The sequence below is a fragment of the Pseudomonas sp. CCC3.1 genome, assembly GCF_034347405.1.
Taxonomy (GTDB): domain Bacteria; phylum Pseudomonadota; class Gammaproteobacteria; order Pseudomonadales; family Pseudomonadaceae; genus Aquipseudomonas.
On sequence record NZ_CP133778.1, the window covers coordinates 3,109,506 to 3,124,486 of the forward strand.

Annotated in this window: 15 protein-coding genes and 1 pseudogene; 7 read left to right on the top strand and 9 right to left on the bottom strand. The window is 58.0% G+C overall.

Annotation, left to right across the window (positions count from 1 at the left end):
• Window positions 1-114 precede the first annotated feature (114 nt).
• The 5 genes from RHM56_RS13715 to RHM56_RS13735 form a co-directional block, all read right to left on the bottom strand.
• Window positions 115-981, bottom strand: a complete 867-nt coding sequence (locus RHM56_RS13715; protein WP_322232923.1) for an ABC transporter permease — start codon at window positions 979-981, stop codon at window positions 115-117.
• An 18-nt stretch (window positions 982-999) separates the two neighbouring features.
• Entirely contained in the window at window positions 1,000-1,860 is an 861-nt protein-coding gene (locus RHM56_RS13720; RefSeq protein WP_322232925.1) for an ABC transporter ATP-binding protein, read from the bottom strand.
• 5 nt (window positions 1,861-1,865) lie between these two features.
• Window positions 1,866-2,885: an ABC transporter substrate-binding protein gene (locus RHM56_RS13725; RefSeq protein ID WP_322232926.1), complete on the bottom strand. Its 1,020-nt coding sequence runs from the start codon at window positions 2,883-2,885 to the stop codon at window positions 1,866-1,868.
• 36 nt (window positions 2,886-2,921) lie between these two features.
• Entirely contained in the window at window positions 2,922-3,818 is an 897-nt protein-coding gene (locus RHM56_RS13730) for a TauD/TfdA family dioxygenase (RefSeq protein WP_322232928.1), read from the bottom strand.
• Window positions 3,819-4,000: 182 nt separating this feature from the next.
• Window positions 4,001-4,639, bottom strand: coding sequence for a TetR/AcrR family transcriptional regulator (locus RHM56_RS13735; protein WP_322232930.1), 639 nt, complete (start codon window positions 4,637-4,639; stop codon window positions 4,001-4,003).
• A 92-nt stretch (window positions 4,640-4,731) separates the two neighbouring features.
• On the opposite strand from RHM56_RS13735, the gene RHM56_RS13740 reads away from it, so the two are divergent.
• From RHM56_RS13740 to RHM56_RS13750, 3 genes are all read left to right on the top strand, one after another.
• On the top strand, window positions 4,732-5,313 hold the full coding sequence (locus tag RHM56_RS13740; RefSeq protein ID WP_322232932.1) for an NAD(P)H-dependent oxidoreductase: 582 nt from the start codon (window positions 4,732-4,734) through the stop codon (window positions 5,311-5,313).
• A 101-nt stretch (window positions 5,314-5,414) separates the two neighbouring features.
• Entirely contained in the window at window positions 5,415-5,999 is a 585-nt protein-coding gene (locus tag RHM56_RS13745; protein ID WP_322232934.1) for a flavin reductase family protein, read from the top strand.
• Window positions 6,000-6,196: 197 nt separating this feature from the next.
• Window positions 6,197-6,640, top strand: coding sequence for a hypothetical protein (locus RHM56_RS13750; RefSeq protein ID WP_322232937.1), 444 nt, complete (start codon window positions 6,197-6,199; stop codon window positions 6,638-6,640).
• Between the two features lie 6 nt (window positions 6,641-6,646).
• Here the strand turns inward: RHM56_RS13750 and RHM56_RS13755 are convergent, their stop codons facing one another.
• A complete protein-coding gene (locus RHM56_RS13755; RefSeq protein WP_322232939.1) occupies window positions 6,647-7,126 on the bottom strand; it encodes an ATP-binding protein in 480 nt (159 codons plus the stop codon).
• A gap of 252 nt (window positions 7,127-7,378) precedes the next feature.
• Between RHM56_RS13755 and RHM56_RS13760 the strand changes: the two genes are divergently transcribed.
• From RHM56_RS13760 to RHM56_RS13775, 4 genes and pseudogenes are all read left to right on the top strand, one after another.
• Window positions 7,379-7,909, top strand: coding sequence for a glyoxalase superfamily protein (locus RHM56_RS13760; RefSeq protein ID WP_322232941.1), 531 nt, complete (start codon window positions 7,379-7,381; stop codon window positions 7,907-7,909).
• 111 nt (window positions 7,910-8,020) lie between these two features.
• Window positions 8,021-8,554, top strand: coding sequence for an RNA polymerase sigma factor (locus RHM56_RS13765; protein WP_322232943.1), 534 nt, complete (start codon window positions 8,021-8,023; stop codon window positions 8,552-8,554).
• The gene (locus RHM56_RS13770; protein WP_322232945.1) at window positions 8,547-9,515 is read left to right on the top strand and encodes a FecR family protein; all 969 of its coding nucleotides are present in this window, start codon (window positions 8,547-8,549) and stop codon (window positions 9,513-9,515) included. Before RHM56_RS13765 ends, RHM56_RS13770 begins: the two co-directional genes overlap by 8 nt.
• A 105-nt stretch (window positions 9,516-9,620) precedes the next feature.
• A pseudogene (locus RHM56_RS13775) lies at window positions 9,621-12,061 on the top strand (TonB-dependent siderophore receptor).
• Window positions 12,062-12,245: 184 nt separating this feature from the next.
• Here the strand turns inward: RHM56_RS13775 and RHM56_RS13780 are convergent.
• Genes RHM56_RS13780 through RHM56_RS13790 form a run of 3 tightly spaced genes read right to left on the bottom strand, consistent with a single transcriptional unit; the run spans window position 12,246 to window position 14,979 of the window.
• On the bottom strand, window positions 12,246-12,962 hold the full coding sequence (locus RHM56_RS13780) for an ABC transporter ATP-binding protein (RefSeq protein ID WP_322232947.1): 717 nt from the start codon (window positions 12,960-12,962) through the stop codon (window positions 12,246-12,248).
• A gap of 2 nt (window positions 12,963-12,964) precedes the next feature.
• Window positions 12,965-13,738 carry an ABC transporter ATP-binding protein gene (locus tag RHM56_RS13785; RefSeq protein ID WP_322232949.1) on the bottom strand — a complete coding sequence of 258 codons (774 nt, stop codon included), beginning with the start codon at window positions 13,736-13,738 and terminating at the stop codon, window positions 12,965-12,967.
• On the bottom strand, window positions 13,735-14,979 hold the full coding sequence (locus RHM56_RS13790; protein WP_322232951.1) for an ABC transporter permease subunit: 1,245 nt from the start codon (window positions 14,977-14,979) through the stop codon (window positions 13,735-13,737). The genes RHM56_RS13785 and RHM56_RS13790 overlap by 4 nt, the downstream gene beginning before the upstream one ends.
• Between the last annotated feature and the right edge of the window lie 2 nt (window positions 14,980-14,981).

A 14,981-nucleotide genomic window follows, 5' to 3' on the forward strand; every position in this document is an offset into this window, starting at 1 on the left:
CGCCCGGCAAAAGCGTGCGCGTCGCCAATCCACAAACAAACTAGTCCCCAAGTAGCTCTTTTAACAGGCCTGTTACTTGATAGCAGTGATACCAAAACTGCATAAATGAACCTGTCAGCGCTGCATGCCCCAGCGTTTCACTGTCACTCGCTCCAGCGTGTCGAACACCAGGTTTTCGACCAGCAAACCGATCAGGATGACCACTGCCAGCCCGGCAAACACCTTGTCGGTGTACAGCTCGTTGCGGTTCTGGAAGATGTACCAGCCCAACCCTCCTTTGCCACTAGTGGCGCCAAACACCAACTCGGCCGCGATCAACGTGCGCCAGGCAAATGCCCAGCCAATTTTCAGCCCGGCCAGGATCGACGGCAATGCCGCCGGGATCAGGATAAACAGCACAAAACGAATGCCTTTCAAGCCGTAGTTGCGCCCGGCCATGCGCTGGGTTTCCGAGACGCCAAGAAACCCTGCGTACGTGTTTAGAGCCAAAGCCCATAGCACCGAGTGCACCAGCACAAAAATCAGGCTGTTCTGTCCCAGCCCGAACCACAGCAACGCCAGCGGCAGCAGGGCAATCGCCGGCAGCGGGTTGAACATCGAGGTCAAGGTGCTCAACAGGTCGCGCCCAAACTGAGTCGAGACCGCCAACGTGGTCAGGGCGAAAGCCAGGACGATGCCGATCAGGTACCCCTTGAGCAGCACCACCAGCGAAATGGCGACCTTGCTCAAGAGCTCGCCGCTAATCAGGCCGTCATACAGTGCACTGGCGGTTTGCAGGAAGCTGGGCAGCAGCAGATCGTTATCCTGATAGCGCGCCACCAACTCCCAGATCACCGCCAGCAAAATCAAGATCAAGCCCTTGCGGACCCAACCTTGCTGCCACAGGCGCTGGCCAAGCGGCAGTTCACGCTCCAGCGGCACGCTCAACAAGGGTTCCAGTACCACTTCGTATTCTTGACGTACAGGTGATGAATGGCTCATCGGGCAATCCTCCAAGGCTCAATAAGCGATACGAATATCGTTGAAGTTCAGTGTCTGCTCGGTGTGCAGCGTTTCATCTTCATCAAACAACAACCGATGAATACGCCGCGCCGACGCTTGGAACTCCACGCCGCCGAGGCTGTGCAAGTTGTACTGGTGGCTGTTGATTTCGGCCCGCACACGCCCCGGATGTGGCGACAGCAGCAAGATCCGGTTGCCCACCACCAGCGCTTCTTCAATGGAGTGCGTCACGAACAGCAAGGTGAAGCGCACTTCCTCCCAGAGCAGCAATAACTCTTCTTGCATCTTGCGTCGGGTCAGCGCGTCGAGCGCAGCGAAAGGTTCATCCATCAACAAGATTTTCGGCTGCATCGCCAGCGCGCGGGCAATCGCCACGCGGGCTTTCATCCCGCCCGACAAGGTGTGCGGGTAAGCGTCGGCAAAGGCCGCCAGCCCGACCTTGTCCAGATAGTGCAGCGCCCGTTCTTCAGCGTCTCGACGGTTAAGAGTTTTGGAGGCCAGCAGCGGGAACATCACGTTCTGCTTCACGGTCTTCCAAGGCGGCAGTTGGTCGAACTCCTGGAACACCACCATCCGATCCGGGCCCGGCGCTGTGACGGGTTGCCCTTGCAGGCGGATCTGCCCTTCGCAGGGTTCGATAAATCCGGCGACTGCCTTGAGCAAGGTCGATTTACCGCATCCCGAAGGGCCAAGCAGGATAAAACGATCGGCCGGATCGACTTCGAAACTGACCTGATGAGTCGCCCGCACCACGCGTTGCGCAGAGCGGTATTCAAGGCTGACTTGATCGACCGACAACAGTGCCGGGGCGTTAGCTGTCAGATGGCTGGCCGCGTGGCCTTGCACAGACGCGTTCATGGTCATCAGCTCCCTTGCAGCGGCTTCGCGTCCTGGAAGAAGTAGTCCTTCCAGGATTCAGGTTTGTTCTTAAGCACACCGACGCGGTACATGAACTCCGCCAGCGGGTAGGTGTTTTTCGGCGTGATGCTGAATTCGAACTGCGGGTTGTCGATGATTTTCAGCAACTCGGCACGATCCACGTTGGAGTGCGTGACGCGGATATAAGTGTCGACTGCCGCGCCCTTATCGTTCTGGGCAAACTCGGCCGCGTCGCGCAGGGCTTCAATAAAGGCGGTGTACGTTTTAGGGTTCTGCTTGCGGAATTTTTCGGTGGCAAACAGCACGGTGGGCGAGTTCGGGCCCAGCAGGTCGTAGGTATTAAGCACCACGTGCACGTTCGGGTTTTTCAGCGCCTGATCCTGGAATGGCGGATTGGAGAAGTGCCCGCTCAGCTCGGTGCCGCCGGCAATCAATGCCGCGGTGGCATCGGGGTGTGGAACGGCAATCGTGTATTTGTCGAGGCGGTTGTATTCCTTGTCACCCCATTGCTTGGCAGCCGCGTATTGCAGGAAGCGCGATTGCACGGAAACACCCACCGCAGGCACGGCAATCCGATCCTTTTCGGTGATGTCAGCGATGGTTTTAACCTGCGGGTTGTTGCTCACCAGGTAGTACGGAAAATTGCCCAGCGAAGCCACGGCTTTGACGTTCTGCTTGCCGTGCGTACGGTCCCAGATGGTCAACAACGGGCCGACCCCGGCACCGGCAATATCGATAGAACCTGAGAGCAGCGCATCATTGACCGCGGCACCGCCGGACAGTTGGGTCCAGTCGACTTTGATGTCGATGCCCTGCTCCTTGCCATGCTTCTCGATCAGGTGTTGATCGCGCACCACGTTAAGCAACAAATACACAATGCCGAACTGTTCGGCGATACGAATCTCGCCTTCGGCATGGGCCGCAGTCGGGGCGACAAAGCTGCCGGCGAGCAAGCTGATGCCCAGGCCGATGCTGACGGCCAGGGATTTGATAGAGGTAGACATGGAAATGCTCCTGGTATGCAGGCATACCGTGGCCGATCAGAAAGGGGCGTCGCCCTGAATAGTGGTGCGATACAGCTTGCGGCGCAGATGGCTTGGGCAGCCGGCAGCCAGGTGAATCAGCGAACGGTTGTCCCAGAACACCAGGTCATGGGGCTGCCATTGGTGGCGATAGATGTTCTCTGGCAGCACGCTGTGGGCGTACAACTCAGCCAGCAATTGCCGACTTTCATCCTCTGGCAGACCGACGATGCGGGTGGTGAAACCCTCACTGACGAACAGTGCCTTACGCCCGTTTTCCGGGTGTGTACGCACGATGGGGTGCACCACTTCGTTGACCTGAGCCAGTTGCTCCGGGGTCAAGGTGGGACGCCAGTTGCCTTCGAATTTGGTTTCGCTGTAACGCGCGGTGTACGAGTGCGCAGCCGAGCGACCTTCAACGGCTGCGCGCAGTGCGTGCGGCAACGCATCCCAGGCTTTGTGCATGTCGGCAAACAGCGTGTCGCCGCCTTCGGACGGCAGTTCCTGGGCATGCAGCATCGAGCCCAGGCTTGGCAGTTCTTTATAAGACAGGTCGGAGTGCCAGAACTTGCCGGCATCCCCCAGGCCGATGGATTGGCCGTTCTCAATAATGTTGGAAACAATGAGTATTTCTGGGTGGCCGGTCAGCAAAAACTGCTTGAGCACATGGATTTGCAACACGCCAAAGCGGCGGCTGAAGTCGATTTGCTGTTGCGCGGTAATGCGCTGATCACGGAACACCACCACGTGATGCTCAAGATGAGCGCGGTGAATACGGGCGAAATCCTGGTCATTGACCGGCAGTGCCAGATCAAGACCGATTATTTCGGCACCTACGGCGCCACTGAACGGGCGAATGTCGAAGGTTTGAGGGGCGATGCCAACGGCATTCGCAAAGGCAGACGGTGCAGACATGATTTCACTCCCACACGGTGCGCAATCAATGGCGCGCACCTCGATCAGAAACTCACGGTGGTCCCGTGTTCGTTCATTTCGTGCGGCGCGCCGATTGGTCGGCCTGTACGCAGGAGGGTGACTTTATAGGTATAAGAAAATTAATTTAAATACCTTTACGGAATAACGATATGACGCGTTGACTACGTCATTCCGACAACGTGCCGCGCACTTCTCTCGACCATGGCAATAATCGTTTCAAAAAGCTCTTCCTGAGCCTGCTGCGCAGTGATTTCCCCTGTGGCAGCAGCCTGGGATAAAGCTTCTGCGGCACCGAGCATCGCTCGCAAATGAGCCGCTGTAAGGCCGCCTTCACGGGTGAAGGGCGAGAGTACCACGCGGCACTTTTCGAGGAAGATGGCCTCATACTCGCGCCTGATCTGCTCAAGATCAGGCGAACTGGTCAGCGCCGCGATCACACCGGGAATCTCGTTGCCTTGCAGCAGCACACAATCGACATAAGACCCGGCAATGACCCTCGCCTTGCTGATCAGGGTCGGCTCGCTGGTGTTCAGGGCCCCATCCATCAACGCTGTCTGGCGCGCATCGAAGTCTTGATAGAGCGCCGCCAGCAGCCCGGCCCGCGTGCTGAAATGGTCGTAGACCACCGGCTTTGTGACCCCCGCCTGCTCGGCCAGCCGCCCGAGAGTCAGCGCTTCGGTCCCCTCCTCGCGCACCAATTGCCAGGCGACATCCAATAATTGACGTTGCCGATCCTCCCTGGACAGGCGACGACGGGGCTGTTTGCTTGAATCCTGAGTGCTTGTCTCGGTGCTTGACATCGCAATATACCAAAAGTAACTTACTGAGCGTAACTTACCAAGAGTATATAGGGCTCATCCACGGCCCTCAATCCGTCGCAGGAATGTTCGACATGCACGCACTGATCGTTGTTGCTCATCACAATCCCCAATCGCTGACCCATGGCTTGGCCACTCACGTTGCGCAAGGCTTGGCAGGCGCTGGCCATACCTTTGAAATCGCCGATCTGTCAGCGCAGGCCTTTGATCCACGGTTTAGCGCAGCAGACCTTGCTGTGCATCACAAACAGGCCGCTGCACCGGCAGATGTGCTGGCCGAACAGGCGCGAATCGATCGCGCCGATGCGCTGGTGCTGGTCTTCCCTGTTTACTGGTGGTCAATGCCTGCATTGCTCAAGGGCTGGATCGACCGCGTGTTTGCCAATGGCTGGGCGTTTGACTTCAGTACCGATGCCAAGCTGGAAAAAAAGCTCAGCCACCTGCGTGTACACCTGCTCGCGCTCGGCGGGGCTGACGGCGCAACGTACGAGCGGCGCGGCTACACCCAAGCCATGAAGACGCAAATAGAGCACGGTATTTTCGATTATTGCGGCGTACAGGCCGTGACCTCCAACCTGCTGCTAGAGTCCGAAACCCAAGACCCGCTGATTCATTTGAATACCGCGCAAGCCTTGGGACGAACACTTTTCTCCTGAACAACCCCACTGACGGGGCTGAACAAATCCGGCATTATCGGCCCACTCACCTGCCCGTTATCGCGCAGGTCACGCACTCGGGACACTTTTCAGGAGCCAGAATGGACAAGCACATTGCCGCCGTCCCCTTGGACAAAGCCTATCGACTGATCAATCACGGCCCGACGATTCTGGTGTCGGCCCGCCATGCAGGCGTGCAGAACGTCATGGCAGCCTCTTGGGCCTGCGCCTTGGATTTTGCCCCGCCAAAAGTCACCGTGGTATTGGACAAGAGCGTCAAAACCCGTGAACTGGTGGAACAAAGCGGGTTGTTTGTGATTCAGGTGCCCACCGTGGCGCAGCTCAAACTGACCAGTCAGGTTGGCAGCCTGAGCCTGAATACCGACCCAAACAAACTCAGCGACAGCGGCGTTGAGCTGTTTGAGATTGAAGGGCATGACCAGCCGTTTGTAGCCGGGTGTTCCGCTTGGCTGGCTTGCAAACTGATCCCCGAACCCCACAACCAGAACGCCTATGACTTGTTCATAGGTGAAGTGGTCGGCGCCTGGGCCGACACCCGGGTATTCAAGGACGGGCACTGGCACTTCGAAAACGCAGATCCGGCATGGCGCAGCCTGCATTACATCGCGGGGGGTCACTATTACGCGACCGGTGAAGCGCTGGATGTTGATGACCATCAGGTGTAACGACGTCCGATAAACCTGTGGGAGCCTGGCTTGCCAGCGATTCAGACGATGCGGTTTTTCTGTTGAACCGCGCAAATACCATCGCGGGCAAGCCCGCTCCCACAAATAGCCCGCATTTATCTCATCCGCCCCCCCTAAAGACCTGGGCCGTGTAGCCGATGACCTTTAATGACATTGGGCTTAAAGGATGAAACATCATGCTCGGCAGCATAAACAACCTGGCAACCAGCTTGAACGTTCCTGGTGCGACCGGCACCACCAACAAGACCGTGATTCCAAATGCCGACAATGCTGCCGTGGCCGATGCTGAGGCGACAGCGACCAGCGAAGTAAAGCCCCGTGCCGCCCGAGGGGCAGCGTCAGCACCTGCCGATGACAGTGACGACAGCTCCGACATCGTCAAACAGTTGAAAAAACAAATTGCGCAACTGCAAAAACAGCTGCAACAGCAGATGCAAGAGATGCAAAGAATTCAGGCCAGCAATCAGGCTCCAGAGGCCAAGGCCGCCGCCTTGACTGCGGCTCAAGCGGCCGTGACGACCACCACTTCAGCCCTGCAAGAAGCGACCGCCGCACTGCTGCAAGCCTTGACGGCGCAAGGCGGCAGCAGCTCGGGCTCGATGGTCAGCACCTCAGCCTGATCGCTCTTAGTGAGCAATGATGGTCAGCCCTTCTTGCACATTCGGGATCTGGAAGTAGCTCGTGATCAGGTCGAACTCGGCATCGGTCGCGGCGAAATCATGATCACCGGTGGCATTGCGCACCCGCAATCGGTCGCGGCACGTGTCGTCAGTGACATCCAGGTAATGCAGGCAATGCGGCACCTGCGCGCCATCGGCCAAGGCTCGCAGCCATTGGCGATCAGCGACCGTATTGGCCGGTACATCCAGCACCACGCTCACACCTGACCCCAACAGCTTGCTCACCAACGGTTGCAGCACCTGGCGAATTCGCCGGGCACAGCGCACGTAATCGGCCACCGAATGAATCTCATCGGGATAGAGCGCCGCCAGCCAGCGATCTTCGCTAATCAAAATCGCCGCGTGCTGTTCCGCCAGTGCTGTTGCCAGCGTCGATTTACCCGAAGCAATCTTGCCGCACATCAGATGCAATACAGAGGGGGTCATGGAAGTCCTTCCTGTTGGCGAGCCAACGATCATGCCCATCGCGTACTTCACCGGCAAGTGACATCCACGCTGCACAGACCACTTTCACCTTGTTGCCTGCTTGAGTATGCTCAGCGCCTGGCCGATGCTGCCCGCCGCTCGCTCCCGCAGGGAAGGTGAAAGCATGACGGATTTTCCAACCCCCTTTTGTCTCTCTTGAGCATCGAGGTTTGGCAACGCGAGCACCAAAGCATCTCGATGGCAGGAGGCACTATGTTTTCAATCGAGCAGGCCAAGCACATGGCCAAGCAACTGCGCACGTCACTGTCGACACGCAATCACGAGATACCGCACAGCACAGCGCTGGAGCTGGTTGCGCAGCAACTGGGGTACAAGGACTGGAACACCGCGTCCGCCCTGCTGGCCCCGCCTGCCTCCCAACCGAGTGTCACTTTCGACAAACCGATTCCCGTTTTGCGAATGTTTGACGAGACCAAGGCACGCGAGTTCTATCTGGACTTTCTGGGTTTTGGCGTGGAGTTCGAGCATCGGTTCGAGGCCGGCATGCCGCTGTATCTGGGCATCAGCCGTAATGGCCTGGAGTTGCACCTGTCCGAACATCACGGCGACGCCAGCCCAGGCGCAACGCTCTTTGTACCGATGCACGCCGTCGAGCAGTTTCGCGATGAATTAGTGGCCAAGCATTACGGCTACGGGCGTCCACAGATCGTTCAACAAGACTGGGGACAGGTGCTGGAAGTGCACGACCCTTTCGGCAATCGGATTCGATTCTGCCAACGCTGATCTGCGCAATCGCAAGGGGCCGTAAAAAATTGTGTGGAAATGATATTAATTCTCAATAGAATGCTCGCCGGGCACGCTGGATATGCGTGGGGATGGCGGGAGCGGTTCGGCATGAGCACACAGGACAGTCAGCAAAAGCTGAGCGAGCTGTACATCAACCAGCGCAGTGCGCTGGTTCGGATGTTATCTCGGGTGGTGGGGTGTGCCAGTCTGGCGGAAGATCTGGCGCAAGAAACCTATGTCAAGGTGGCCAATGCCTTGAACACCCGGCCTATCGAATACCTGCACCCTTTTCTGTATCAGACCGCCCGTTATCTGGCCTTCGATCACCTGCGCAGTTTGCGCAGCAAAAGGCGTTTCGAATGCCAGGTCAGTGACGAGCGACACCTCACCGAAATCGCCACCAACGCGCCCGGCCCCGACAGTCAGTTGCAAGGCCAACAATCTCTGAAACAGTTTCAAGCAGCGCTCACCACGCTGCCCAAGCGCCAGCAACAGATTCTGGTGCTGAGCAAATTGCATGACTTGTCCAAGGTGGAAATCGCCCAGCGCCTGGATGTTTCGATCAGCACGGTTGAAAAAGATTTGCGTACTGCGCTTAATGCCTGCGCCAAAGCCATCCAGAAGCAAGCCTCCCATGACTGACTTACCAGACGCCCCTGTTGTGCCCAGCGAGCACGTCCAGCGCCAGGCCACCGCTTGGTTCGCCCAGCGCGAGGAGATGGCGCAACAGCCAACACTGCGTCAACGCTTTGAGCAATGGCACCAGGCAAACCCGGAACACGCCGCCGCGTACCAGGCACTCGAAACACTGTGGCAAAGCCATGAGTTCGAGCAGGCGCTGCGCGGTCTTGACCTCGACCTGCCAGCCGCTCCGGTCCGCCCTGCCCGTACACCGCGCAAAGCGTGGTGGGTTGCGACAGCCGCCATGGTGCTGATGATGCTCACCAGTGGCTGGCTTTCCGACCTGCCGATGCGTCTGCGCGCCGATCAGATCACCGCCGTGGCCGAGGTTCGGCACCTGACCCTCGACGACGGCTCGCAGATTGTTCTGGGCAGCCACAGCGCAATCAGCACTGACATCAATAACGACCACCGCCGCGTGCATTTGCTACGCGGCGAGCTCTACGTCGAAGCCTTTCACGATCCCTCGCGCCCACTGACTATCAGCGCCGCTGATGCCACCGTGACCGTGGTCGGCACCCAATTCAGCGTTGAGCTGCAAGGTTCGGACGTGACCGTCGCAGTGCGTGAGGGCAAGGTGCGCTTTGCCGACCAGACCGGTGAGCAAAGTCTGTTGCTGGCAGGTAACTGGCAGCAACTCAAGAACGCTCACCTGCAACCCGTGAACACCGAAGGCGCTGAGCGGCAAATGGCCTGGGTGCAGGGCCGCCTGTCTTTTCAGGACCAGCCGCTGGCTCAGGTGCTGAACACCCTTGAACGCTATTACCCGCAGCCCATCCTGCTGTTCAACGACAACGCAGCCAAACACCGCGTCAGTGGCAATTACCAACTGGATAATCCGCTGGCAATCGTCCAGGCCCTGAACAAGGTGACGTCGACCCAACTGACACGTTTGCCGGGCGGCATGCTGGTGATTCACTAAAGCAAACGGCGAATAAATATTTTTTAAAAAGTGTTACGGCTTTCGCGAGCTCAACCCGTCAAGGTATTTGCTATTGCAAATACTTCCTATTCACTCGGGGCTCGCATGTACTTTCCTACCCTCAGCACCACTTATGCACGCAGCGCATTGGCGCTCGCTGTTTTCCTCGCATACAGCAACGTTCAGGCCGTCGAGCCCGGCGCTAAATCCGTCAGCAATCAAGCGCTTGAGACCCATACATTCGCGATTGCCCGCCAGCCCTTGGCCAGTGCACTGGACCAGTTGAGTACGCAAAGCGGCCTGCAAATCGCCTACTCTTCAGACATGGCCCAAGGGCTTGTGTCGCCGGGCGCCAACGGCACCATGACCACCCGCCAAGCGCTGGCACAATTGCTGACAGGCACCGGCCTTGAAGCGCAGCCAAGCGGCGAAAATGCCGTGGTCCTGGCACCGCTGCCGCAGACCGGATCCGCCCTGGAGCTCGGTGCAACCGCGGTCACCACCAACCAGTTGGGCACCGTAACCGAGGGCTCGGGCTCTTACACACCGGGCACCATTGCCACTGCCACACGGCTGATTCTGACCCCGCGCCAGACGCCGCAATCGGTCACCGTCATCACCCGCCAGCACATGGACGACTTCGGCCTCAACAACGTCGACGATGTGATGCGCAACACCCCCGGCATCACCGTGTCAGCCTACGACAGTGATCGCTCCAACTACTACGCTCGCGGTTTCTCGATCAACAACTTCCAGTACGACGGCATCCCTTCGGCGGTGCGCAACGTCGGTTACTCGGCGGGTAACACCTTGAGCGATACGGCGATCTACGACCGCATCGAAGTGATCAAGGGATCAACCGGCTTGCTCACTGGCGCAGGCTCGCTGGGCGCTACCCTGAACCTGGTGCGTAAAAACCCACCGCCGAGTTCAAGGGCCACGCCTCGCTCGGCGCCGGTTCCTGGGACAACTATCGCAGCGAAGTCGACGTGAGCGGCCCCTTGACCGAGACCGGCAACGTGCGTGGTCGGGCGGTAGCGGCTTACCAGGACAAAGATTCGTTCATGGATCACTACTCGCGCAAAACGTCGGTCTACTACGGCATTCTCGAATTTGATCTGACGCCCGACACCCTGCTGACGGTCGGCGGCGACTACCAGGACAACAACCCCAAGGGCTCCAGTTGGTCCGGCAGTTTCCCGCTGATCAATTCCAAGGGCGACCTCAACAGCGTCAAGCGCTCGTTCAACAACGGCACGGACTGGAGCAGTTGGCAGCAATACACCCGCACCGTCTTCGCCACCCTTGAACACGACATGGGCGGTGGCTGGGTGACCAAGCTGCAACTCGATCACAAACTCAACGGCTACGATGCGCAACTGGGCTCGATCCAGGGCGCTTACCCGTACGAAGACGGCACCACCCCGATCACCGCCCAACGCTACGTCGGCGACACCCGCAGCAACTCCGCCGACCTGTATGTCAGCGGCCCATTCCAATTGTTCGGGCGCGAGCATGAAGTGGTCTTGGGCGGCTCCATCAGTTCCGCGCACTGGAAAGGCCGAGGCTACTGGAACCCCATCTACCAGAACCCCAACGTAGTGGATTTCGGCAGTTGGGACGGCAACGCCGAAAAACCGGCCTGGGGGCCTGTTGGCCAATACACCGACGACGTGATTCGCCAGACCGGGACCTACATGACCACCCGCTTCAACGTCAGCGATGACTTGAAAGTGCTGGTTGGCGGCCGCGTGGTGAATTACCACATGACCGGACTCACGCCGTCCTTCCGCGAGTCGGGTCGATTCATTCCCTATGTGGGTGCGATCTACGACCTCAACGACACCTACTCGGTGTACGCCAGCTACACCGACATCTTCATGCCGCAAGAAAACTACAACCGCGACAAAAATGAGCGGCTGATCGAACCGGATGAAGGCGAGAACTACGAAATCGGACTTAAGGGGGAGTATTTTGACGGCCGCCTGAATGCCAGCCTGGCCTACTTCCAGGTCAAAGAAAGCAATCGCTCGGTCGCTGATGATGCTTACAACAACCAGACCCCGACCCCGCCGAACTATGCATTCATCGGTACCAAGGCGGTGACCAAGGGCTTTGAACTTGAAGTGTCGGGCGAACTGAGCCCGGGCTGGCAGGTACAAGCGGGGTATACCCACAAAATCGTGCGCGATGACAACGGCGAGAAAATATCCACCTTCGAGCCACAGGATCAGCTCAAGGTGTTCACCAGTTACAAACTCAAAGGTGACCTGGACAAGTTCACCGTCGGGGGCGGCGCTCGCTGGCAGAACACCGCCTGGCAGAACATCTACAACTCACCGCACAGTGAATACCAAAAGTTTGAACAGCCTGATTACTGGGTAGTTGACCTGATGACCCGCTATCAGATCAGTAAAAACCTGTCGGCCACGCTGAACGTGAACAACGTGTTCGACAAGTCCTATTACACCAACATTGGCTTCTATAACTCGGCGGTGTACGGCGAGCCGCGTAACTTCATGGTCACCACACGTTGGGATTTCTAATGCTTCGCGCAGGTTGAACAGCGGCTAGAACCCTGTGGGAGCGGGCTTGCCCGCGAAGGTATCGATGCGGTTTAACAGAAAAACCGCATCGCCTGCATCGCTGGCAAGCCAGGCTCCCACAGGTCTATCGATGCATTTGCAACAGCGTTCACTTAACGGACTGAGGTTAACCTTGGTCTGCGATTTACTCGCCCAGATAGGCCTTTTGTACCTGTTCGTTGTGCAACAGTTCGTCGGCCTGCCCTTCCAGCGCAATTCGCCCCCCATCGATGACGTACGCGCGCTGGCAGGTCTGCAACGCCAGCCGGGCATTTTGCTCAACCAGCAGCAACGTGACACCGCCTTTCACCACTTCACGGATGGTCTCGAAGATTTTCTGCACGATGATCGGCGCCAGCCCCATGGATGGCTCATCCAGCAACAGCAACTTGGGCTTGCCCATCAAGGCCCGGGAAATCGCCAACATCTGCTGCTCGCCGCCAGACATGGTGCCCGCAAGCTGAAAAGCCCTTTCCTTGAGCCGCGGAAAAATGCCGAACATGCGTTCAATGTCGGCCTCAATGGCGGCCTTGCCGTCCGTGCGTGAAAAGGCGCCCATTTCAAGGTTTTCGTAAACCGTCAGTTTGGGAAAAATACCCCGCCCCTCAGGCACCAACGCCAAGCCCTCGCGGATCAGGTCAAAACTCTTGATTTTCGAATGCACCTTGCCGTCAAAGGTGATGTTCCCGGCTGTCGGTTTAAGCAAGCCCGCAAGGGTTTTGAGGGTGGTGGTCTTGCCCGCGCCGTTGGCCCCGATCAAGGCAACCATTTCGCCCTCACCCACGTGAAAATCCAGCCCTTTAATGGCCTGAATAGCCCCGTAGGAGACTTGCAGATCGGTTACCTGAAGGATTCTTTTCATGCTCACGCCACCGTCTCCGTACCCAAATAGGCCTCGATCACCCGAGGGTCTTTCTGCACCTGCGCCGGCAGACCGTCAGCAATCTTTTTGCCGAACTCCAGCACGGTCACGTGATCGCACAGGCCCATCACCAGCTTCACATCGTGCTCGATCAACAGCACCGTTTTACCGTCTGCCTGCATCTTGCACATCAACTGACGCAGCCCTTCGGTCTCGGAAGCGTTCATGCCCGCCGCTGGTTCATCCAGCGCCACCAGCAGCGGCTCGGTTGCCAGTGCGCGGGCTATTTCCAGGCGTCGCTGATCACCGTAAGACAGGTTTTTCGCCAATTCACCGGCAAAACGCCCAATCCCCACATAGTTGAGCCAGTAACGCGCCGCTTCATGAATTTCACGTTCTTCCTGGACACAGCGCCGGGTGCGCAAAATAGCCCCGAACACCCCGCACCGGGTGCGCACATGACGGCCGATCATCACGTTTTCCAGCGCGGTCATGTTGTGAAACAGCCGAATATTCTGAAATGTCCGTGAAATACCAGCTTCCACGACTTTGTGCGGCTTGCTGATACGCAACGGCTTGCCATTGAACTCGACCTTGCCTTCCTCAGCCTGATACAAGCCGGTCAACACGTTGAACAGCGTGGTCTTGCCTGCGCCGTTTGGCCCCAACAAGCCACGAATTTCACCGCGTTTAATGCTCAGGTCGATGCCATGCAAGGCTTGCAGACCACCAAAAAACTTGCTGACCGAGCGCAACTCCAGCAGTACGTCGCTCATACCTTATTCGCCTCTTTGAGACCGAACTCGACCGGGGCCGGATTCAGATGTTTAACCGTGACATCCAGTCCGGGTGCAGGCTCTACAGGCTCGCTGTCTTCATCATGCAATTCAGCCCGGCGCCGTTTCGACGGCCACAACCCTTCAGGGCGAAAGCGCATGACCAGAATCAGCGCGAGGCCAAAGACCAACATTCGCAGGGTCGAAGCATCCAGGATATTGCGCAGCACTTCACGGCTGATAAAGGTCACGTTGTCCAGGACGAATGGCTGAATCCAGTTCACCAGATCACGGAACACCTCAGGCATGATCGACAGAATCAACGCCCCCAGCACCACACCGCGAATGGATCCCATGCCACCCAACACCACCATGGCCAACACCATGATCGACTCCATCAGCGTGAATGATTCTGGGCTGACGAAACCCTGATAAGCCGAAAACAGCGCACCCGACACCCCGCCAAACGTGGCGCCCATGGCAAACGCCAGCAGCTTGAGGTTGCGTTTGTTGAGGCCCATCGCCTCAGCCGCGACTTCATCTTCGCGCAGCGCCATCCAGGCCCGGCCGATACGCGACACTTCCAGGCGTTTGGACAGGATGATCGCGAAAATCACCACCGCTAAAAAGAACAGGTAATAACTGATGACCGGCGAGACTTCGAGCCCTAGAAAGCTCCATTTTGTCTGCAACGAAATGATCGCCTCAGGCGCATGCCCGACCGGGTAACTCCAGGCTCCGCCATCAATGTGCAGCGGCGCAATGCCCGAAATACCTTGCGGGCCGTTGGTGATGTTCACCGGCTGGTCGAGGTTGTTCATGAAAATCCGGATGATTTCGCCGAACCCCAAGGTGACAATTGCCAGGTAGTCGCCGCGCAGCTTGAGCACGGGCGCACCAATCAGCACCCCGCAAATCGCCGCACTCACGGCAGCCAGCGGAATGATGAGCCACAGCGGCCAGTTCATCACGCCCTCCACCAGCCCCGCCATGTTCAGGTGCGGTGACGAGAGCAACGCGTACAGATAGGCGCCGATGGCATAGAAACCGATATAACCCATGTCCAGCAAACCGGCGTAGCCGATCACGATGTTGAGCCCCAGCGCCAACAGCACGTAGAGCATGGCGAAACCGAGGATGCGCACCCAGGTCGGGCCCAGAACCGGGATAGCCTCGACCACAAACGGCAACGCAATGAACGCGAGAATCAGCAGCGCATATTGAGCGTAATTATTCTTCATGA